A 21,148-nucleotide genomic window follows, 5' to 3' on the forward strand; every position below is an offset into this window, starting at 1 on the left:
AGCCCCCTTGCAGGCCCAACGCGCGCCCGACCCCAAGCCCGACAGCCTCCGAGCCCCGTGTCGCGTTTCGGCATCAGCCACGACGACCCCAGCCTCACGCCGCCCGAGCAATGCCGCTACGACGCCGGCGTGGCCGTGCCGGCCGACTGGGTGCCCAACGGCGGCGCCCTCGTCACCGAGCTGCCCGGTGGCCGCTACGCGGCCATGGACTTCGAGGGCACCGGCGCCGAGATCGGCGCGGCCTGGGCGGCCATGATGGGCCGCTGGCTACCGGGCAGCGGCCTGCAGTTCGACGCGCGGCCCTGCTTCGAGCACTACCGGCCGGGGTCGAAATTCGACTACCAGACGGGCGTGTTCGACTGCGAGCTGTGCATCCCGGTCGCGCCGCTGTAGAGCCGCGCTAGAGCAAGGGCGCGAACTCGCTGACCGTGCGATCCCGCCCCGTCTGCTTGGCCTGGTAGAGCCTGCGGTCGGCGCGGTCGATGGCGAGGTGCAGGTCCTCGCCCGGCGCGCACTCGGCCACGCCCGCCGAGAAGGTGATGCGCAGGCCCGGCACGACGCTGTCGAAGGACGTGGCGGCCAGCGTCTCGCGCAGGCGCTCGACGAGGGTGGCGGCCGTCTCGGCGCTGGCCTGCGGTGTGACGACGAGGAACTCCTCGCCACCCCAGCGGCCGGCGAAGTCGGTGCTGCGCAGCGTGGTTTGCAGCGTGGCGGCAAAGTGGCGCAGCACGGCGTCTCCCGCCGGGTGGCCGTGGTTGTCGTTGACGGCCTTGAAGTGGTCGATGTCGATCAGCACCAGGCTCATGGTCTGGCCGTTCTGGCGCTGGTTGAGTTGCTCGGCGGCGAGGCGCTCGCTGAGGTGGCGGCGGTTGCTGATGCTCGTCAGTTCGTCGTGGTGGGCGAGGTACTGGATGCGCTCCAGCGCCGCGCGCAGCTCGGCCGTGCGGGCGCCGAGCTTGGCGCGCATGCGGGCCATGTTGACCGACAGCACCGACACCGCTGTCATCAGGATGGCCGCGAAACTGAAGTGCAGCGCCTCGACCGCCGGCGGGAAATTCACCGGGTCGGTGACGGCGCCGTAGCCCATCGCCCCGCCCAGCGCGGCCAGCCCGAACAGGTAGAGCCCGAAGGCCTGGCGCTGCGACAGCACGAACATGCCCCACACCAGGTTGAGCAGCATGATGGCGATGATGGCGCCGCGCAGTGGCGGGTCGACGGCGTAGCCCCAGGCGGTGATGAGGGCGCCGAAGAGCGACTGCGGCAACGTCAGCGACGGGTCGTGCCCCAGATGGCGGCCCAGGCCGCTGCGCACCAGCCCATAGAAGGCCGTGATGCCCGCCAGGCTCAGGCCGCTCAGCCACAGCGCCGGCTCGGCGGCCATCAGGCCGAGGTGCACCTGCACCGCCATGTTCAGCGCGAACAGGCCGTAGATGGCCACGGCCAGCAGCGTCAGCCGCGCCGCGCCCCGGCCCCGGCCTTCTGCACCGAGCAACCCACCCGACCCGCCTGCGGGAGCCGGTGTGGAGAGGGGCGCGGGCTTGGGCATGGTGGGCGGGTTGAGTGGCGCTGGCGAGGATAGCTCGCTGCCTGGAGGCCGGGTAACGCTTCGTTCCGCAGCGAAGCATCGCGGGGCCGAGGCCGCCCACACTGGCCGCATCCCTTTTGCGTCTGAGTACCGCCATGCCCCACATCACCTGCTTCATCCGCTACGAGATCGACCCGCTGCAGCGCGAGGCCTTCCGCAACTACGCCGACAACTGGGGCCGCATCATTCCCCGCCTCGGCGGCCGGCTGCTCGGCTACTGGCTGCCCTGGGAGGGCACGAACTACGAGGCCTGGGGGCTGGTGGGCTTCGACTCGTTGGCCGCATACGAGGCCTACCGCGCGCGGCTCAAGGACGACCCGGAGGCGCGCGCCAACTTCGAGTTCGCGCAGGCGCAGCGCTTCATCCTGCGCGAGGAGCGGACTTTCTGTGAGGATGTCTGCCCATGATTGCCGTCATCTTCGAAGTCCAGCCCACGGCCGAGGGCCGCCAGGCCTACCTCGACCACGCCGCAGCGCTGAAGCCGCTGCTGGAGCGCATGGACGGCTTCATCTCGATGGAGCGCTTCCAGAGCCTGACGCAGCCGGACAAGCTGCTGTCGCTGTCCTTCTGGCGCGACGAAGAGGCCGTGCGCGGCTGGCGCGAGATGGAGCGTCACCGCGAGGCCCAGGCGGCCGGGCGCGGTGGGTTGTTTGCCGACTACCGGTTGCGCGTGGCCGCCGTGGTGCGCGACTACGGCCTGCACGAACGGGAGCAGGTGCCGCGATGAGTGCTGCCGAGCCACGCCTGGCTCGTGTCGCGGCGGCGATTGCCGACCCGACACGGGCGCGCGTGCTGGCGCGGCTGCTGGACGGCCGCCTGCACACGGCCGGCGAGCTGGCCACGCATGCCGGCGTGGGCGCGGCGACGATGTCGGCGCACCTGAAGCTGCTCGTTGACGAAGGCCTGGCGCGGGTGCGACCGCAGGGAAGGCACCGCTACTTCGGCCTGGCCGATGGCGACGTGGCGCATGCGCTGGAGGCGTTGCTGCGCGTGGCTGATGGAAGGGATGCCGGACCGGCGGCTGATGTGCGCCGCTGGCAGAAGCCCGAGATGCGCGGCCTGCGGCATGCGCGGAGTTGCTACGGCCATCTGGCGGGCGAGCTGGGCGTGCGGCTACACGACGTGCTGCGCTCGCGCGGCTGGGTGGAGCGGGCGGGCGCTGCGGAGCGGCTCACGGACGCGGCGCATGCGGCGCTGCAGGCGCAAGGACTGGCACTGGCCGCGTTGCCAGCAAGCCGGGCGCTCTACCCGTGCGTGGACTGGTCGGAACGGCGCGAGCATTTCGCGGGCGCCGAGGCTGTGGCCTTGCTGGAGGCGTTGCTGGCGCGCGGCTGGCTGCGTCGCCATGACGACTCGCGCGCGTTGGTGCTGACGCCCACCGGCCAGCGCGAGTTCGTCGACGGGCTGCTGGCGGGGTGAACCTCGCGGCGCGGTGCAGGCGCGTTGGCGCAGAGCTTGCTATTGATGCACGGCCACGACCAGCCGCATCCGCATGCCCATCCATCACCGCCTTCCAGCCGCGCTCTCCACCCTTTCGCGTCGACCGGCCGCGTTGTTGGCGGGTCTGCTTGCACTGCCCGCGCAGGCTGCCGAGCAGGTGCCGGTCGCACAGATCAGTGCCGGCGATACCGCCTGGCTGCTCAGCGCCACCGCCCTGGTCCTGCTGATGACGCTGCCGGGCCTGGCGCTGTTCTATGCCGGCATGGTGCGCAAGAAGAACATCCTGGCGGTCATGGCCCAGACGCTGGCTTGCGCGGCGCTGGTGTCGCTGCTGTGGTTCGCCTGCGGCTACAGCCTGGCGTTCGAGCCGGGGCCGGCCGGGTTGGAGCGCTGGATCGGCGGCCTGGGCGGCGCAGGGCTGGGCAATGTGCTGCATGACAAGGCGGCCGGCCTGGTCAGCGTGCATGCGCTGATGCCCAGCGTGCCGGCGGCCGTGTTCGCGCTGTTCCAGCTCAGCTTCGCCATCATCACGCCGTGCCTGATCATTGGCGCGGTGGCCGAGCGCATGCGCTTCGCCAGCCTGCTGGCCTTCCTCGGGCTGTGGTCGCTGTTCGTCTACGTGCCGGTGGCGCACTGGGTTTGGGCACCACAGGGCTGGTTGGCCCAGTTGGGTGCGCTGGACTTTGCCGGCGGCACGGTCGTGCACATCAATGCCGGCGTCGCGGGCCTCGTGGCCGCGTGGATGCTCGGCCCTCGCGTGGGCTTCGGCCACGCGCCGCTAACGCCGGCCAACCTGGCCTACACGATGACCGGCGCCGGCCTGCTGTGGGTGGGCTGGATGGGCTTCAACGGCGGCTCGGCCGGCGCGGCGGATGGGCGGGCCGGCATCGCGATGCTCAACACCCAGCTGGGCGCGGCTGCGGCCGCGCTGTCGTGGATGGCGGTCGAGTGGGTGACGCGCCGCACGCCGACGCTGCTGGGCCTGTGCAGCGGCGCCGTGGCGGGGCTGGTCGCCATCACGCCGGCCTGCGGTTTCGTCACGCCGGCATCGGCGGTGCTCCTCGGCCTGGTGGCGGGCGCGGCCTGCTACTGGGGCGCCACCGGGCTGAAGCGCTGGCTGCGCGCCGACGACTCGCTGGACGTGTTCGGCGTGCACGGCGTGGGCGGCGTCGTGGGCGCATTGCTGACCGGCCTGCTGGCCGACCCGCGCGTCGGCGGTGTGGCGGGGTCCCTGGGCACGCAGGCCGTGGCCGTGCTGGCCACGGTGGCCTTCAGCGCCGTCATGACGGCGGGCATCCTGCTGCTGGTCTACCTGCTGCTCGGCGGCTTGCGCGTGGATGCAGGCCGGGAGCAGCAGGGGCTGGACCTCAGCCAGCACGGCGAGCAGGTGGCGTGATGGCGAGCGACAGCGAGAGGCTGGCCGTAGCCGCCCACCTGCATGTGCTGATGCGGCGCAAGATGGGCCGCGTGACCGACGTGGAATGGCTGGTGCGCAACGCCGAGTACGCGCAGGAGATCATCCGCCTGGCCTGCCAGCAGGCCGAGCATCCGGAGGTGGCCGATTGGGGCGCCAGGCTGAGCGCCATGCTCTTCCCCAAGCCGCCGCCGGCACCGGTGCCCGTCAGCGCCCGCGTTGCAGCGGTGGCGGCGGTGACGCGCTACGTCGGCGGGCTGCGCTGACGGGCTTCTGAGCTGGCCTGGCGTGGCGTTGTACAACGCGCCATGAACGCGACCTGCACCGCGTTGCTACGCCGATGGACGGACGTGGCGCCTGCAGGCGCAAGGGCTCGTACAGCCGGTGCTGGCGACCTCAGCCGCAACCCGGTAGGTCCACCCCTGCGTAACGCATCCCGCCATTCGCGCGTGCCACCAAGTGGCGCGGACGGCAACGGGCGACATCTGCCTGGGCAACAGGCCTGAAGGGGCGACGCCCCAGGTTCAGGTATTGGCGTCCTGTTTGTCCCATGGAACATGGTGATTGCAGATAGCGCTTCGGGCATGATTCGAGCCGCTTGCAAAAAGTCTTCCTTGGAGAGGTTCGTATGAAGGGTGTCATGGGTTTCCTGGCCAGAGCGGGCTTTGTCACGCCCGTTGACGATGGCACTGACCGGTCGTTAGCAGGCGGCGCTGATGAAGTTCCAGCTGTTGATCCTGTCAGCTCGCCGGTTTTGGCCGAACCCGTCGCACCGGTGGAGGAGCAGATCACATTGAGCCTGGCGGAGGTGTATGCCGCAGCCGGCATTCCGGCGTCCCCTTACCCCGCTGAAAAGTTGCTGCGCGTGCTTGATGGCCTGGGGGCGATGGACCAGGGCACGCAGAAGGTGGCCATTGCCGCGATGGATGCTGCGGACGACGGCTGGACTATTGAGGATCCGATCCGCGACGCTGAGCACAAGGTCGAGGCACTGGCCGCCCACGCCAACAGGCTTCGTGCCGGTGTCGAGCAGGCGCATGCCGAAACGATGGAGCAGATTGGCGTGCTCAAACAAAACGGGGAAACCATGGTGGCCGACATCCGCAAGCAGATCGTTGACCTCGAAGGCCTCATGAGCCGCGAGATCGCGCGCTCCGTGCAGGAACAGGCGGACTTGACCAGCGACCTGACGGCCAAGCGCGAAGGCGCCAACCGACTCATCGAACAACTGCTGGTGACCAGCACGTCGTTCAAGCTGCTCATCAGCCAATTCCGCCAAGCACCCGCGCGGCCTGATGGGCAGGGAGCTCCTCAAACAAACGCTGTCAGCTGACCCGCTGGCAACAAAACCATACCTGGAGAAATCAGATGAGTGAGTACAAAGCGGGCCCCGCCGCCAAAGGCCTTTTGGTCTTGATCGTCATTGCGGCGCTCGCCGCTGTGGCTTGGAACTTCTTCCTGAAAGAGCGCTTCGCCAAGCGCGATGCCGAACAAGCGCAACAGGCCAAAGCAGTCCAGGGCACTTCAAACGCGGCGGCCTACGGCGGCGGTGCAGCACCTGCGGGCGCCACGGTCCCGTCGAACCCGAACGCATCACTGGGCACGCCGGGCAACCCGCTGAAGGTCAGCATCGTGAGCTTCCACGGCTATGCGCCCGGCCTGCTGGCCAACGGCAGCGCCCTGAAGACGGCCGCAGGGTCCATCTATGCGCGCCTGGGGGTGAGCGTCGAGTTCGTCATCAACGACGACATCCCGGCGATCACGACGCTATTCGAGTCGAAGGCCGCGCAATGTGTGTGGCGCACATCGGACTTCTGGGCCCAGGAGCAGCCGAACCTGCGCAACTCCGGCCACGACGCCAAGGCCGTCATGCTGGTGGACAACACGCGCGGCGCCGACGCCATCATCGCGCGTGACCCGTCGATCAAGCGCGTGGAGGACCTGGCCGGCAAGTCCGTTGCGCTGGTGCAGTTCACGCCGTCGCACGGCATGCTGATCGATGCCATCGAGAACTCGTCGATGACCGCTCGCGCCAAGCAGCAGGTGAAGATGATCTTCATCAAGCCGGAAGAGGGCACGTCGGGAGTTCGTTCCGCCATCGTTGGCGGCCAGGTGGACGCCGCCGTGCTGTGGGACCCGGACCTGTCGCTGGCAGTGCGTGATGCCAAGGCCCACGTCATCTACTCGACGAAGGCCGCCAGCAACCTGATCTTCGACCTGATGGCCTGTGACCAGCGCGAGTTGAGCAAGCCGCAGAACGTCGAGGTGTTCCAGAAGTTCGTGGACGGCTGGATGGAAGGTGTCGAAGCCGCCAAGGCCAACCCGGACGCTGCCGTCGACGCCCTGGTGAACACGGAGGAGTATTTCCGCCTGGTGGCACAGAAGGAAGGCAAGCCTTTCGTGAAGTCGCTGTTCGGCAATCTGCTCTGGACGGGCCTGTCGGACAACGCCCGCATCCTGGGCATGGCGGGTGACACCAACCACTACGAGCGCGTGTATGCGCGCTTCGACCAGATCTACCGCGCAGCTGGTTCGCTTGCGAACCCGAAATCGCCGGTGATTGCGCCCCAGGACAGCTTCGACTATCGCTTCATCAAGGCCGCGCTGGCGCGCGATACGAAGGCCAAGGAGGCGGCCGCGAAGCCCGCGCAAACCTACACCGAAGCCGGTCGCACCGAAGCGATGACGGCAACTGCACAGGTGACAAAGCCGGTGGAAGTGAACTTCACGTCGGGTTCGGCTGAACTGTCGAAGAAGGCCCAGCAGGTGATCGACACGAAGATGGTGCCGTTCCTGGAGAACAACGGTGCCGCCTACTTCGAACTGAGCGGCAACAGCGACTCGGTGGGTGCTGAAGCGGCCAACCAGGCCCTCTCGGTTCGCCGTGCGAAGTCGGTGGCCGAGTACCTGGTGAAGCAGTGGGAAATCCCCGCCGCGCGGCTGAAGGTGGTGGGCTACGGATCCAGCCGCCCGCTGTGCGATGAAGGCAACCCAGGTGCGGCCGGCATGTCGCTCGACGATTGCCGCACGCTGAATCGATCGACCCGCCTGGCGGTCTACGGACGCTGAGTCCAGGCCGGTTCGCTGCGGGGCCGGCCTGTCGTTCTTCGCGCCTGGCACACAGCAAACAAGGATCGCTTGTGAGCAACTTCTGGAACCCCTATGCCGAGATTCCTCGCGCCAAGCGACGAATCATCGGCTTGTCAGCCGTGCTTTCGGTGCTGCTGATTTGGACGGCACTCGCCGCCTCCGGTCTGATGACCAAGAATCAACTGCCTTCGCCGCTCTCCGTGGCGCAGGCCATGAGCTACCTCGCCTGGTACGAAGGCAAGAGCCAGCTGCTGGTGCACACGATGTGGTCGGTCGGGCGGGTCGCCACCGCGTCCGCCCTGGTCATCGTCATCGGCATTCCGCTGGGCGTCCTGATGGGCTCGTCCCAGCGCATCAACGCGTTCTTCTCGCCGCTGATTGACCCGTTCCGCTCGGCACCGGTTGCCGCGCTGCTGCCGATCATGGCGATGTGGTTCGGCATTGGCGAGTTCATGAAGATCGCCTTTCTTTTCGTCGGCTCGATCGTCTACCTGACACCCCTGGTGCGTGACGCGATCCGGTCGGTTCCCGAGCAATACCTGGTCGCCGCGAAAGACATCGGCGCGACCCAGTTCGAGTGCATCACCAAGGTGTTGGTGCCGCTGGCGATGCCTCGCATCATGGACGCCGTGATCGTCGGCGTGTCGGTCAGCTGGACCTATATCACCGTGGCAGAGTATGTGAACGCCCAGGAAGGCCTCGGCCAGATGATCGCCAACGCCAAGCGCCTGGTTGCGATGGACCAGGTCTTCGCCGGAATCATCGTCATCATCGCCGTGGCCTTGCTGACCTACCAGACGCTGATGTGGCTCAAGGGACGCTTCTTCAAGTGGGAAACGAAATGACCGACGACGTGACTCCCGCGGCCGCTGCAAAGCCACAGGCTGCGGCGACGGGCGCGGCGGGTGCTGTGCCACCGATCATCGAGGTTCGCAACGTTGTTCAGGAATACGAACAGCCCAGCGGCAAGGCGCTGCGCGTTCTGGACGACATCAGCCTGCGCTTCGAGCGCCCGGCGATCAACATGTTGTTGGGCCCGTCGGGGTGCGGCAAGTCGACGCTGATGAAGATGCTGGGTGGCGTGCGCCCCTGGAACGTCAAGACACCGACCACCGGCTCGGTGTTCATCGAAGGCAAGGTCTGCGATGCGCAGCATGAGGACACCATCATGGTGTTCCAGCAGTACAACAACCGCCCCGACCTGACGGTTCGCGAGAACGTGGCCTACCCGTTCCGCTTCAAGGAATGGGCGCGCCGCATCAGCAAGGCCGAGTCCAGCAAGCGCGTCGATGACATGCTGCAGGAGGTGGGCCTGGCCGACAAGCACGACCAGTACCCGTCGCAGCTCTCCGGCGGCCAGAACCAGCGGGTGGCGTTGGCACGCGCCCTGGTGACGCAGCCCAAGATCCTGCTGATGGACGAGCCGTTCGGAGCGCTTGATGCGCAGACACGAGCGGACATGCAGGGCCTGCTGATTCGCCTGCACCGCGCTCACCCCTGCGTGGTCATCTTCGTCACCCACGATGTGAGCGAAGCGCTCACGCTGGGTGACCGCGTCATCGTGCTGTCCACGCAGCCGGCCAAGGTCATCGATGACTTTGCCATCCAAGAAGCGCATCCGCGCAACGTCCAGTGGCTGGAGCGCGCCGAGGTCCGTGCCCTCAGTGATCGCGTGGTCGGCCATCTGCGTCAATCGGGCGTCCGCGGTCAAGTCCGGGTCAGCGTGTGATCAAGAAGACCCCTTACTGGCTGGACTACCTGCAGCATCCGTCGCACCTGATGGCTGTCGGGGTGGGCTGTGTCGCGGCCTTGCTGGCCTCGCTGCCGTGGGGCGGCGACGGCTTCGGGCTGACCCTGCTCGCCATGGCCGCCCTCGAAACGGTTGCGATCGTAGTGATTCCGAGTCTGCCGCCGTTCAAGGAGTGGGCGGACAGGGAAGATCGCAATCGCACGCTGGGTGCCATGTATGAGCGCCTCACGGCCGAGATCAAGGCGCACGGCGGCTCTGATCACCTGCAGAATTTTTCGCAGATGACCGACCGTGTGGCGTCTTTGTATCGGATGGCCGGGGATGCGAACTCGACCCTGACGCGCTTCGACGTGCAACAGCTCGAAGACACCACGATCGACTTCCTGCGGCTTTGCCTCAGCGATGCCGTGATGAAGGAGATCAGGCGCAAAGGTACGAACGAAGCTTCGATTCAGAACGGCCTTCGCGATGTGCAGCAAGCAATGGCGCGTCCTGGTATCGGCCAGGCTGAATTGGCGCAGCTGCGCCGGGCTGAAGCTGACTTTGCCGAGTCGCTGCGCAGGCAGGGCCGCATGGCAGCCCGCCGCGCGATGATTGATGCCGCTCTCGTCTCGATGCCCATTCGCATGGATGAGGTCTACCAGATGGTGGTGACCGCACCGCGCAACGGGAACATGGGCTCCCTGCTCGAGGAATCACTTCAGAAACTGCGCATCAGCGAAGAGGTGTCCATGGACCTGGATCAGGAACTGGGCAACTTCTCGCTGCCGGCGTACACAGGCGCAGCATCCGTCGCGGCGCCGGTTCCCCTGGCCACGCAAGCGGCAGCGGCGCGCAAGCGTGCAGCACCGAACACAACGCGCAACTGACCCATTCGCCGCAAGGCAATTGCCCCACCCCTCACCACCACGCAGGAACGAATCATGGCTGACCATCAAGTGACCTCACGCCTCTGGAACCTCTGGAACGGCTTCCTGGGCCTGTGGATCCAGAAGAAGGAGAACGCGCATCCCGAGATCGCGTATCAGAACTCGATCCAGTCGATGACCCAGAAGTACATGGCACTCAAGCAGGCTGCTGGCCGCGTGATCTCGCGACGAGACGCGCTGCGCGGCCAAGTGGAGACCGCCGAGCGCGACCTGGCCAAGGTGACCCGCGACCTGGCTGCGGCGGTGGCGACCAGCCAGGACGATCTGGCGATGGTGTTGATCCAGAAGAAGAACCAGCTCACCGAGGGCCTCGGCATCCTGCGCCCTGAACTGGCAACGGCCGAGACCGATGCCGACACGATGAAGAACAACCTCATCGAGGTGCAGGGCGAGATCCAGAACCTCAAGGCCGAGAAGGACCGCATGGTCGGCCTGCTGCAGAGCGCCGAAGCCCGCATCCAGATCCAGAGCTCGCTTGACGGGCTGTCGCTGGACGCCGAAGTGCAAGCGCTGGGCGGCGTGCGCGAACACATCAAGGGCCGCATCGCGGAAGCCAACCTCGGCGCCGAACTGCGCTCGACCGATCTGGACGTCCGCATGAAGGACTTGACCCGCAAGAGCGCGAGCATCAGCGCGCGTGCCGAGCTCGAAGCGATGAAAGCGGCAGCGGCACAGACCGCAGCGCAAGCCAGCGGTGGGAGCACGGGTGGCAACCGGACCCTGTGAGGCCCGCATGAGCAAAGCCACCTCGATGCCCGCCTGGGCCACAACCATCCGCGAGAAGTACCTTGCGGGTGAGGCCGCCACCTTCGTGCTGTACCGGAATGTCTTCGACGTCTTCTTGGTCGACGGCGAACTGCGGGACCTCAAGGACTTCCTGACGAACAAGTTCGCACCGGACTCGAAGCCAACCGTCATTGAAATCTCGCCGGAGTTCGGCGCGCACGTCCTCAAGAAGGGCAGCAACGACATCGACCTGTCCGCAGGTGGCGACCTGTTGCCCAAGCTGCATCTCCTGGAGAGCAGCCTGCGCACGACGAAAGGCATCATGCTCTACGTGCCGTACGCGGACACGTTGATGCCCGGCGATGACGCAGGCTACGTTTCGGCCGAAGACCGCAAGGTCGCCACGGTGTTCCATCGCTGGTCACTGGACCGGCAGATGAACGGCATGGACAACATCACGTTCATCGTGGTCGAGTCGCTAGGCTCGCTCAACCAGGGGTTGCTCAACAACCCGAAGGTTGCTGCCATCGAGATCCCGATGCCGGACCAGGCCACGCGCTTGGGCCTGGTCAACAAGCTCGCGCCCACGCTGTCGGCAAATCTGGCCAGCATGTACGCCACCCGCATGGCGGGCATGCGCTCGGTGCAGATCGAGAGCCTGATGAAGACCTCGGACGGCACGGGGATGGCCGTCGAGGAGCGTGAACGGCTTATCCTGGGTCTCCTGACGGGAACACCTGACGCCGAAGCGCGCGCCAAGCAGTTCGCTGGCATCACGGCGGGCATGACGCCTGAGGAGATCGTCAAGCTGGTAGAGCCGACGAAGTCCCTCCCCGAGCAGACGCCCGACGAAGCCGTGCTGCGCCTGATCCAGGCCCGCAAGCGCGAGCTGATCGAGAAGGAATGTGCGGGCCTGATCGAGTTCGTCGAACCGAAGCACGGCCTGTCGGCCGTTGGCGGCATCGACCACATCAAGGGCGAACTCAACGAGATCGCGAAGAACCTCCGCGAGGGCAACACCCGGCTGAGCCCGATGGGCCTGCTGGCGGTCGGTCCGATGGGGGCCGGCAAGACCTTCGTTCTCAAGGCGTTCCTCAAGGAGGCCGGGCTGTCCGCCGTCGCGCTGAAGAACTTTCGCTCCAAGTGGGTGGGTTCGACCGAACGCAACCTCGAGCGTGTCCTGGCCACGGTCAAGGCGATGGGGCCGATCGCGGTGCTGATCGACGAGGGTGACCGCAGCTTCGGCAGCGGTGGAGGCGAGGGTGGCGACGATGGCACCAGCTCACGGGTCATCGCGCGCCTGAAGGAATTCATGTCTGACACGGACAACCGCGGCAACGTGCTGTTCATCCTGCTGACGAACCGCCCGGACAAGTTGGACACCGACATCAAGCGCCCGGGCCGCCTGGATCGCAAGGTGCCCTTCTTCTACGCCGAGAACGGCGCCGATCGTTCCGAGATCGTCAAGGTACTCATCAAGCGCTACGCGCTCACAGGTGACGTTGAAGACGAGGCACTGATCGCGCTCTGCGAGCGGCTCAATGGCTATTCGAACGCCGATCTTGAGGCGCTGGTACTGCTGGCGGTTGAGTACCACGACCGTGAGCCTACGCTTGCGCTGATCGAAGCGCTTGCCAAGGCGGCCGAAGACTTCATGCCGCCGCAGGAGCGCGAAATGATCGACTTCATGGAGCTGCTCGCCGTCTCCGAAACATCGAGGCGCTCGCTGCTGCCGGACCGCTTCAAAAGGATGCCACTGGAAGACATCCAGAAGGCGTTGCGCATCGCTCGCCTGCAAGCCCTTGGCCGCTGAACAAATCCATTCAGGAGAACCGAATGAATCCGAACCTGCATCTGTCTGCCCCTCAAGTCCACGCGCTGACTGCCGCCATGCTTGCCGTGTCGCACGTGGACGGCGTGCACCCGTCCGAAACGCAGCTGATCCAGACGTTCTACGAAGGTAGCCGCGAAGGCGACATGCCGGCGTTTGCCGACGTACAGGATTCGCATGCTCGCGCCGAGGAGCGCCTCAAGCAACTGCCGTTCGACACCGAGTTCGCCGACGCGCTGGTGGCTTCCTGCCTGATGGTTGGCTACGCCGACGGCGATCTCACCGACAACGAGATGGCCACAGCGCGCGGTTTGGCGAGCGCCTACGGCGTCAGCACGGAACAGTTCGACCGTGAGCTGCAGGTTGTGCGCGACGCACTCCTGGGCTCACTGGCCTCTCTGCCGGACGCCGCCTCTGTGGCTGCGCTCGCCAAAGAGCTCTGATCACCCGACATGCAGATCGAACTGAACCACGAGTATTTCCAGGGCCTCGTTGCCTTCGAGGAATGCAGCGATCGAGTGCAGAACAGCCTTGAAAGCCTGGACGGCAACGAGCAGCTGGTTCGCTTCTTTGCGCGTTACGCCTCATGGAACGGCAGGTTCGCCAATGGCGTGTCTGCACTCACTGCGCTGATTGGTGATCAGCGCGAGCTCTTCATGGAAAAGGGCCTGCCGCGCGCCGTCGCAGACCGAAGCAACTTCATTGCCAGTTTCTTCTTTGACGCGGCGCGCGATGAGTACGACGACCACATCAACCCCGATCGCGACAGCCACCGCTGCATGGCTCAGGCCTCGCTGCTGGGCATGGCCGAGTTGCTTGGCACGGGGCCTGGCGTATTGAACGAAGAGGAACCGCTGTCGCTCCAGGAGGTCAATGCCGAGGTGCGGCAAGGCTACATGGGCCTCCCTGCCCTCGCAGAAGGTGTCGTGCAGCAAGTGTTCTTCGGCATGGGATTCCACCTGGGTTCCGAGCTGCTGGCCGATCGAGAGTTTTCGATCATCGACAACTTCTTGCGCAGCAGGCACCCAGACCTTGTTCAACGCCTTATGCGCAAGAAGGTTCAGTTGGCCGGTTCAGAGCACCGATGCTATGCATGGGTCGGTGTGCACAGTGGACACGGTGGCGGAGTCGAAGCTGATCACTTCGACCTCGCAGTGAACGGCGCAAGGGAGGCGCTGCGCTACATCGACACAAACCATCAGGTGGAGGCCCTGAATGGCTTGAAGCGTGGCTTTCAGGCCTTCGCAAATCACCACCGCGCGTTCTTCGAGATCGTGCGGCTGAGGATGGCTTTGTGAACTAGCGTTTCCTGCGCTTGGGCGGCACCAGCATGGCGCCGCGCTGGGCAGTGACCAGGTCCCACTCGTAGACGTTGCGCGTGGCCTTGTCGACGGCGTAGTGGCCGAGCAAATGGCTGGCGTCGGCCGGCTCCTTGGGGCCGTCGAAGCGCAGCGTGAAAACGAAATCGGCCTCGGTGGCGTGGCGCTTGCAGCGGTAGTTGCCGCGTTTGTTGGGGCCGGCCAGGTGCAGGGCGCGGGCGGTGCCGATGAGCTTGAGGCAAGCCTGGCGTTCGGTCAGCCCGGCGGCGTGTGCAGGGCCGGCGAGCAGCGCGGCCAAGACGACAAGCGCCGCAGCCCTCATCAGGTGTGCAGGGCCGGCACGTTCCAGCGGCGCGTCACGTCGCCGCGCTGGTTGACGCTTTCGAGCTGCACGGCAAAGCCCCAGAGCCGGCCGACGTGCTTCAACACTTCCTGAGCGTTGTCATGCAGCGGGCGGTTGAGGTGCTGCACGTGGCGCAGCGTCAGCGACCGGTCGCCGCGCAGGTTGACGTTCCAGACCTGGATGTTGGGCTCGCGGGTGGAGAGGTCGTACTGACGCGACAGGGCCTGGCGCACGTGGCGGTAGCCGCCTTCGTCGTGGATGGCGCTGATCTCGTACTCGTTCTTGGTCTCGTCGTCCAGGATGGAGAAGAGGCGGAAGTCGCGCATGATCTTCGGGCTCAGGTACTGGCCGATGAAGCTCTCGTCCTTGAAGTTGCGCATCGCGTGGTCGAGCGTGGGCAGCCAGTCGCTGCCGGCGATGTCGGGGAACCAGTCGCGGTCTTCGGCCGTCGGGTTCTCGCAGATGCGCCGGATGTCGGTGTACATCGCGAAGCCGAGCGCGTACGGGTTGAGGTTGGCGCCGGGCTGCTGGTAGATGACGTTGGTGTGGGACTTGAGCCACTCGATCATCATGCCGTCTGACAGGTAGCCGTCGTCGTACATCTGGTTGAGCAGCCGGTGGTGCCAGAAGGTGGCCCAGCCTTCGTTCATGACCTGCGTTTGCCGCTGTGGGTAGAAGTACTGCGCGACCTTGCGCACGATGCGCACGATCTCGCGCTGCCAGGGATCGAGCAACGGCGCGTTCTTCTCGATGAAGTACAGCAGGTTCTCCTGCGGCTCGTCGGGAAAGCGGCGGCTCTCGGCGGCTTCGTCGGGGCGGTCGGGCCGCTTGGGCAGCGTGCGCCAGAGGTCGTTGATCTGCGATTGCGCGTGCTGCTCACGGTCCTTCAGGCGCGCGCGTTCTTCGGCGAGTGACAGCTTGGCCGGGCGGCGGTAGCGGTCCACGCCGTGGTTCATCAGCGCGTGGCAGCTGTCCAGCAGCGTCTCGACGGCGTCCAGGCCGTGGCGCTCCTCGCACTCGGCGACGTAGTTCTTGGCGTAGACGAGGTAGTCGATGATGGACGACGCATCCGTCCACATGCGGAAGAGGTAGTTGCCCTTGAAGAAAGAGTTATGCCCGTAGCAGGCGTGGGCGATGACGAGGGCCTGCATCGCCAGCGTGTTCTCCTCCATGAGGTAGGCGATGCAGGGGTCGGAGTTGATGACGATCTCATAGGCCAGGCCCATCTGGCCGCGCTTGTAGTTGCGCTCGGTGCTGATGAACTCCTTGCCGTAGCTCCAGTGCCGGTAGTTCACCGGCATGCCCACGGAGGCGTAGGCGTCCATCATCTGCTCGGAGGTGATGACCTCGAGCTGGTTGGCATAGGTGTCCAGCCCGAAGCGCGCGGCCGTCTCCTTGATGACGGTGTGGTACTCCTCGATGAGGTCGAAGCTCCAGTCGTTGGGCGACGGCAGCGCGTGCTGGGGCCGGCGCTCCAGCGGGCGCATCCGGCGCAGCGGGTCGCATTGGCGGCGCTCGGGCGTGCCGCGCGGCGGCGTGGCGACGCGCTCCTGATGGCGGCGATCCTCTTTACTGCTCATGTGGGCGCCCCTTCCTTCTTGAACAACTCACGGAAGACGGGGTAGATCTGCGAGGCCTCGACGGCCTTGCGCATCGCGAAGTGGCGGGCGTCGTCGCTGAGCTTCTGGTACTCCTCCCAGAGGTTCTGCTCGGGCTCGGCGACCTGCACGTAGGCGAAGTAGCGGCATAGCGGCAGGATCTTGTCGGCGAGCAACTCGCGGCACCTACCGCTGTCGTGGTGCCAGTTGTCGCCGTCGCTGGCCTGGGCGCCGTAGATGTTCCATTCGGTCGGCGAGTAGCGCTCCTTGATGATCTGCTCCATCAGTACAAGCGCGCTGGAGACGACGGTGCCGCCCGTTTCTGTCGCGTGGAAGAAGTTCTGCTCGTCGACCTCCTGCGCCTGCGTGTGGTGGCGGATGAAGACGACGTCGATCTTTTCGTAGTGCCGCGTGAGGAAGAGGTAGAGCAGGATGAAGAAGCGCTTGGCGAGGTCCTTGCGGCCTTCGTCCATGGAGCCGGACACGTCCATCAGGCAGAACATGACGGCGCGCGTCGTCGGCACCGGGATGCGGGTGCGGGCGCGAAAGCGCAGGTCGATGGGGTCGAGGAAGGGGATGGCCTTGAGGCGCTCGCGCAGGTGCTGGATGCGCTCGCGGGTTTCGAGCAGCAGGCGTGGGGTTTCGGGGCGGTCTTCCTTCAACAGCTCTTGTTCTCGGGCTTCGAGCTCATGCAGCTCGCGGCGCTTGTCCATGCCCAGCGCAATGCGCCGGCCGAGCGCGCCGCGCATCGAGCGCACGACGTGCAGGTTGGTGGGCGTGCCGTCGGACACATAGCCGGCGCGCTGGCTGCGCCACTCGGGCGTGTCGGCCAGCGTCGTGCGGGCGAGGTTGGGCAGGGCCAGGTCCTCGAAGAAGACCTGCATGAACTCTTCCTTGCTGAGGTGGAAGACGAAATCGTCCTCACCCTCGCCGGAATCGCTGGCCTGCCCACCACCGCCGCCACCGCCTTGCCCACCTTTCGGCTTGGCCACGCGGTCGCCCTTCACGTACTCGGTGTTGCCCGGTCGCACGACCTCACGCACACCGCCGTCGCCATGGCCGAAGACCGGCTCGGTGAGGTCCTTCTTCGGGATGTGAACGTCCTCGCCGCGCTCCATGTCGCGGATGCCGCGGCCGTCGACCGCGCGCTTCACCGCCTCGCGGATCTGCTCCTTGTGGCGGCGCAGGAAGCGCTCACGGTTGCCGATGGACTTGTTCTTGCCCGACAGCCTTCGATCAATGATCTGTTGAAGCGACATCGAGCGCCTGCTTTCTTAACTCGACTTCCTCACGCGTAAGTACCACTCGCACAACAGCCTCACTTGCTTGGCCGTGTAGCCCTTGTCCACCATGCGTTGCACGAAGTTCTCGTGCTTCTTGGCGTCTTCGGCACTGGCCTTGGCGTTGAAGCTGATGACGGGCAGCAGCTCCTCGGTGTTGGAGAACATCTTCTTCTCGATGACGGTGCGCAGCTTCTCGTAGCTCGTCCACAGCGGGTTCTTGCCCGCGTTGTTGGCACGCGCGCGCAGCACGAAGTTGACGATCTCGTTGCGGAAGTCCTTGGGGTTGGAAATGCCCGCAGGCTTCTCGATCTTCTCCAGCTCGCCGTTCAGCGACGCGCGGTCGAAAACCTCGCCGGTGTCGGTGTCGCGGTACTCCTGGTCCTGGATCCAGTAGTCCGCATACGTCACGTAGCGGTCGAAGATGTTCTGGCCGTATTCGGAATAACTCTCCAGATAAGCGGTCTGGATCTCCTTGCCGATGAACTCGGCGTAGCGCGGCGACAGCTGTTCTTTGATGAAGCCGACGAACTTTTCTTCCAGCTCCTTGGGGAACTGCTCGCGCTCGATCTGCTGCTCCAGTACATACATCAGGTGCACCGGGTTGGCGGCCACTTCCGCGGAGTCGAAGTTGAAGACCTTGGAGATGATCTTGTACGCAAAGCGCGTGCTGATGCCGCTCATGCCTTCGTCGACGCCGGCGTAATCGCGGTACTCCTGGAAGCTCTTGGCACGCGGGTCGGTGTCCTTCAGGTTCTCGCCGTCGTAGATCTGCATCTTGGAATACAGCGACGAGTTCTCGGGCTCCTTCAGCCGCGTCAGCACCGCGAACTGGCTCATCATCTTCAGCGTGCCCGGGGCGCATTTGGCCTCAGCCAGAGACGAGCCGCGAATGAGCTTTTCGTAGATCTTGGTCTCTTCGCTGACGCGCAAGCAGTAGGGCACCTTGACGATGTAGACGCGGTCGAGGAAGGCCTCGTTGTTCTTGTTGTTGCGGAAGGTCTTCCACTCGCTCTCGTTGCTGTGCGCCAGCACGATGCCGTCAAAGGGAATCGCGCCGAAGCCCTCCGTGCCCTTGTAGTTGCCTTCCTGCGTGGCGGTCAGCAGCGGGTGCAGCACCTTGATGGGTGCCTTGAACATTTCCACGAACTCCAGCAGGCCCTGGTTGGCCAGGCACAGGCCGCCGGAGTAGCTGTAGGCGTCGGGGTCGTCCTGCGCGTAGGTTTCGAGCTTGCGGATGTCGACCTTGCCGACCAGCGAGCTGATGTCCTGGTTGTTCTCGTCACCCGGCTCGGTCTTGGCCACGCCGAGTTGCTTGAGCACGCTGGGGTAGCGCTTCACCACCTTGAACTTGCGGATGTCACCGCCGAACTCGTCCAGGCGCTTGACCGCCCAGGGGCTGAGCACGCGGTTCAGGTAGCGGCGCGGGATGCCGTAGTCGCGCTCTAGCAGCGGGCCGTCTTCTGCGGTGTCGAACAGGCCGAGCGGGCTCTCGTTCACCGGCGAGCCGGCGAGCGCGTAGAAGGGCACATGCTCCATGAGCTGTTTGAGCCGCTCGGCGATGGAACTCTTGCCGCCGCCGACGGGGCCGAGCAGGTAGAGGATCTGCTTCTTTTCCTCCAGCCCCTGAGCCGCGTGCCTGAAATAGGACACCACCTGCTCGATGGCCTCTTCAAGCCCATAGAACTCGGCAAAGGCCGGATAGATCTTGATGGTCTTGTTGGCGAACAGGCGCGACAGGCGTTGGTCGTTGCGCGTGTCGAGCATCTGCGGCTCGCCGATGGCCTGCAGCATGCGCTCGGCTGCGGTGGCGTAGGCCAGGGGGTTGCTTTTGCACTCTGCGAGGTAGTCCTCAAGCGAGAGCTCCTCGACCTTGCTGCGCTCGTAGCGCTTTGCAAAATGGCTGATGACGTCCATGTCGATCTCCTGCGGTTTGAACTCCACAGGGCCACAGGCACGATCCGTGCCCATGATCAGCTGGGGGGTTCTGATCGCGCCTCAACTGCAAGGCGTCATCAGAACTCTCCGCTCCGTTGGTCAACAGCTTGGCGCCGCTGGCCTTTAGTCGATCTCAAGAATAAGCCGCTATCTACCCAACAACACGGCTACCAACAATCCAGCCTCGTATTTCGTTGACAGGGTGCCGGGCCAGCATACGCCCGCCATTTAGGCAAGACCTGGCACTTCTCGGGCAAAACACACGAACATGGGGGCCTTGTGGCGCCCCTCAGACAAGGGTGAAGAAGTGTTGCTCAGACCGTGCCGAACAAGCCACGAGACCACAACGGTCCGGCCCGATTCTGGCGTTGGATGCATCACCCTGGCCCGATGTCGGACGCTGCCGCAATACGCGGCGGCGGCGCCGGTCGCTACCGGGCGCGCAGCTTGTCGAGCAGGCCGGACAGGGCATCCAGCGAGTCGAAATGGATGGCCAGCTCGCCACTCTGGCCGCGCTTGCTGCGTTTTTTCACACGCACCTCGACGGTCGCGCCGAGGGCGTCGGCCAGTTCCTCTTCCAGCCGCAACACGTCGCGGCTCTTGTCGTTCTTCACGCGCAGCAGCGGCTGCTGGCGCGCGGCGCCTTGCTGCTTGGCGACGAGCTTCTCGGCCTCGCGCACGCTGAGCTTCTTGGCGGCGATTTCGGTAGCCGTGGTGATCTGCGTGGCGCCGTCCAGCGGCAGCAGCGCGCGGGCGTGGCCCATGTCGAGGTCGCCGGCCATCAGCATGTTCTGCACCGGCGCCGAAAGGTTCAACAGGCGCAGCAGATTGCTGGCCGCGCTGCGTGAGCGGCCCACCGCCTGCGCGGCCTGCTCGTGCGTCAGGCCGAACTCGTCGGTCAGGCGCTTCAGGCCCTGGGCCTCTTCCAGCGGGTTGAGGTCTTCGCGCTGGATGTTCTCGATCAGCGCCATCGCGGCGGCCGATTCGTCGGGCACCGCCTTCACCAGCACCGGCACCTCGCGCAGGCCGGCAAGCTTTGCGGCACGGAAGCGGCGTTCGCCGGCAATGATCTCGTAGCTCACCCCGCCGTTCGGTGTGATGGGGCGAACAAGGATGGGCTGCATGATGCCCTGCGCCTTGATCGACTCGGCCAGCTCGTACAGCGAGCCCTCGTCCATGCGGGTGCGTGGCTGGTATTTGCCGGCCTGCAGCTGTTCGAGCTTCAGGACGGTGGGCAAGTCGGTGGCGGGCGCCTCGCTGACCTTGGGGCCGAGCAACGCTTCGAGGCCGAGGCCGAGGCCTTTGGGTTTCTTGGTGACCATCGAGGGATTCTCGTTCAGAGACTCATCAGCAACGCCCGCCCCTCGGGCCAGTCGCCCAGGCCGGATTCGGCATTCAGATGACCCCGTGGTCCGGCGATGACCACGCTGCTGCCCCAGTCGGCCGCCAACTGCGTGCTGCGCTCCGGCGCGCAGAACGGGTCGTCGCTGCTGATGACGGCAATGCTCGCGAAGGGCAAGCGCGGGCGGCGGATGGGGCGCCAGTTGTGCAGCTGGGGCGGCATGTCCTCGCGCTCGGTGTCGGGCGGGGCCACGAGCAGGGCGCCTGCCACGCGGGCCGTGTGCTGCGAATGCTCGGCCCAGGCGGCCACCAACTGGCAGCCCAGGGAATGCGCCGCCAGCAGCGCGGGCTCGTTGCTTTCCAGCAGCACCTCGTCCAGCCGCGCCATCCAGTCGCCGCGCCGGGGCCAGTCCCAGTCGTGCTGTTCCACGCGCTGGTCGCCATGCAGCGCCTCCCAGCGGCTTTGCCAATGGTCGGGGCCGGAGTTCTGCCAGCCGGGGAGAAGCAGTACGCGCGGTGTCTTCATCGTTTTCCCTTATCCTGTGCGGCCGAATTTTGCTTGGA

Annotated in this window: 22 protein-coding genes; 15 read left to right on the forward strand and 7 right to left on the reverse strand. The window is 65.7% G+C overall.

Translation table 11 applies throughout. From position 1 onward, the window contains the following. Nucleotides 1-57: 57 nt before the first annotated feature. Nucleotides 58-393 (forward strand): GyrI-like domain-containing protein, encoded by a 336-nt coding sequence (locus ABIS05_RS23065; protein ID WP_348010438.1) that lies wholly within the window; start codon nt 58-60, stop codon nt 391-393. Nucleotides 394-400: 7 nt separating this feature from the next. Here the strand turns inward: ABIS05_RS23065 and ABIS05_RS23070 are convergent, their stop codons facing one another. Beyond that, a complete protein-coding gene (locus tag ABIS05_RS23070; protein WP_348010439.1) occupies nt 401-1,546 on the reverse strand; it encodes a GGDEF domain-containing protein in 1,146 nt (381 codons plus the stop codon). Between the two features lie 134 nt (nt 1,547-1,680). On the opposite strand from ABIS05_RS23070, the gene ABIS05_RS23075 reads away from it, so the two are divergent. From ABIS05_RS23075 to ABIS05_RS23140, 14 genes are all read left to right on the forward strand, one after another. Next, entirely contained in the window at nt 1,681-1,992 is a 312-nt protein-coding gene (locus ABIS05_RS23075; protein ID WP_348010440.1) for an NIPSNAP family protein, read from the forward strand. Then, complete coding sequence (locus tag ABIS05_RS23080; RefSeq protein ID WP_348010441.1) at nt 1,989-2,312, forward strand: antibiotic biosynthesis monooxygenase; 324 nt, start codon at nt 1,989-1,991, stop codon at nt 2,310-2,312. Before ABIS05_RS23075 ends, ABIS05_RS23080 begins: the two co-directional genes overlap by 4 nt. After that, nucleotides 2,309-3,004: a metalloregulator ArsR/SmtB family transcription factor gene (locus ABIS05_RS23085; protein ID WP_348010442.1), complete on the forward strand. Its 696-nt coding sequence runs from the start codon at nt 2,309-2,311 to the stop codon at nt 3,002-3,004. The genes ABIS05_RS23080 and ABIS05_RS23085 overlap by 4 nt, the downstream gene beginning before the upstream one ends. Nucleotides 3,005-3,077: 73 nt before the next feature. After that, entirely contained in the window at nt 3,078-4,421 is a 1,344-nt protein-coding gene (locus ABIS05_RS23090) for an ammonium transporter (RefSeq protein WP_348010443.1), read from the forward strand. Then, the gene (locus tag ABIS05_RS23095; RefSeq protein WP_348010444.1) at nt 4,421-4,705 is read left to right on the forward strand and encodes a hypothetical protein; all 285 of its coding nucleotides are present in this window, start codon (nt 4,421-4,423) and stop codon (nt 4,703-4,705) included. Before ABIS05_RS23090 ends, ABIS05_RS23095 begins: the two co-directional genes overlap by 1 nt. A gap of 332 nt (nt 4,706-5,037) precedes the next feature. Beyond that, nucleotides 5,038-5,772, forward strand: coding sequence for a methyl-accepting chemotaxis protein (locus ABIS05_RS23100; protein WP_348063342.1), 735 nt, complete (start codon nt 5,038-5,040; stop codon nt 5,770-5,772). Nucleotides 5,773-5,807: 35 nt separating this feature from the next. Next, nucleotides 5,808-7,508: a phosphate ABC transporter substrate-binding/OmpA family protein gene (locus tag ABIS05_RS23105; protein ID WP_348010446.1), complete on the forward strand. Its 1,701-nt coding sequence runs from the start codon at nt 5,808-5,810 to the stop codon at nt 7,506-7,508. A 71-nt stretch (nt 7,509-7,579) separates the two neighbouring features. After that, a complete protein-coding gene (locus tag ABIS05_RS23110) occupies nt 7,580-8,374 on the forward strand; it encodes an ABC transporter permease (protein ID WP_348010447.1) in 795 nt (264 codons plus the stop codon). Then, on the forward strand, nt 8,371-9,258 hold the full coding sequence (locus tag ABIS05_RS23115) for an ABC transporter ATP-binding protein (RefSeq protein ID WP_348010448.1): 888 nt from the start codon (nt 8,371-8,373) through the stop codon (nt 9,256-9,258). The genes ABIS05_RS23110 and ABIS05_RS23115 overlap by 4 nt, the downstream gene beginning before the upstream one ends. Beyond that, nucleotides 9,255-10,148 (forward strand): hypothetical protein, encoded by an 894-nt coding sequence (locus ABIS05_RS23120; RefSeq protein WP_348010449.1) that lies wholly within the window; start codon nt 9,255-9,257, stop codon nt 10,146-10,148. Before ABIS05_RS23115 ends, ABIS05_RS23120 begins: the two co-directional genes overlap by 4 nt. 54 nt (nt 10,149-10,202) lie before the next feature. Continuing rightward, a complete protein-coding gene (locus tag ABIS05_RS23125; RefSeq protein WP_348010450.1) occupies nt 10,203-10,934 on the forward strand; it encodes a PspA/IM30 family protein in 732 nt (243 codons plus the stop codon). Between the two features lie 7 nt (nt 10,935-10,941). Next, nucleotides 10,942-12,747 (forward strand): AAA family ATPase, encoded by a 1,806-nt coding sequence (locus ABIS05_RS23130; RefSeq protein ID WP_348010451.1) that lies wholly within the window; start codon nt 10,942-10,944, stop codon nt 12,745-12,747. Nucleotides 12,748-12,770: 23 nt separating this feature from the next. Next, nucleotides 12,771-13,208, forward strand: coding sequence for a TerB family tellurite resistance protein (locus ABIS05_RS23135; RefSeq protein ID WP_348010452.1), 438 nt, complete (start codon nt 12,771-12,773; stop codon nt 13,206-13,208). A 9-nt stretch (nt 13,209-13,217) separates the two neighbouring features. Beyond that, complete coding sequence (locus ABIS05_RS23140) at nt 13,218-14,063, forward strand: hypothetical protein (RefSeq protein WP_348010453.1); 846 nt, start codon at nt 13,218-13,220, stop codon at nt 14,061-14,063. Between the two features lies 1 nt (nt 14,064). On the opposite strand, the gene ABIS05_RS23145 is transcribed toward ABIS05_RS23140, so the two are convergent. The 6 genes from ABIS05_RS23145 to ABIS05_RS23170 form a co-directional block, all read right to left on the reverse strand. Beyond that, complete coding sequence (locus tag ABIS05_RS23145) at nt 14,065-14,406, reverse strand: hypothetical protein (protein ID WP_348010454.1); 342 nt, start codon at nt 14,404-14,406, stop codon at nt 14,065-14,067. Further along, a complete protein-coding gene (locus ABIS05_RS23150; RefSeq protein ID WP_348010516.1) occupies nt 14,406-15,914 on the reverse strand; it encodes a SpoVR family protein in 1,509 nt (502 codons plus the stop codon). Before ABIS05_RS23150 ends, ABIS05_RS23145 begins: the two co-directional genes overlap by 1 nt. An 89-nt stretch (nt 15,915-16,003) precedes the next feature. Beyond that, nucleotides 16,004-17,284 (reverse strand): YeaH/YhbH family protein, encoded by a 1,281-nt coding sequence (locus tag ABIS05_RS23155; RefSeq protein WP_348010455.1) that lies wholly within the window; start codon nt 17,282-17,284, stop codon nt 16,004-16,006. Between the two features lie 15 nt (nt 17,285-17,299). Next, nucleotides 17,300-19,222, reverse strand: coding sequence for a PrkA family serine protein kinase (locus ABIS05_RS23160; RefSeq protein ID WP_348010456.1), 1,923 nt, complete (start codon nt 19,220-19,222; stop codon nt 17,300-17,302). A gap of 452 nt (nt 19,223-19,674) precedes the next feature. Further along, nucleotides 19,675-20,565 (reverse strand): ParB/RepB/Spo0J family partition protein, encoded by an 891-nt coding sequence (locus tag ABIS05_RS23165; protein WP_348010457.1) that lies wholly within the window; start codon nt 20,563-20,565, stop codon nt 19,675-19,677. Nucleotides 20,566-20,579: 14 nt separating this feature from the next. Beyond that, nucleotides 20,580-21,110, reverse strand: coding sequence for an alpha/beta hydrolase (locus ABIS05_RS23170; RefSeq protein ID WP_348010458.1), 531 nt, complete (start codon nt 21,108-21,110; stop codon nt 20,580-20,582). Nucleotides 21,111-21,148: the final 38 nt, after the last annotated feature.

This window comes from Roseateles sp., from assembly GCF_039929605.1.
Taxonomy (GTDB): domain Bacteria; phylum Pseudomonadota; class Gammaproteobacteria; order Burkholderiales; family Burkholderiaceae_C; genus Pelomonas.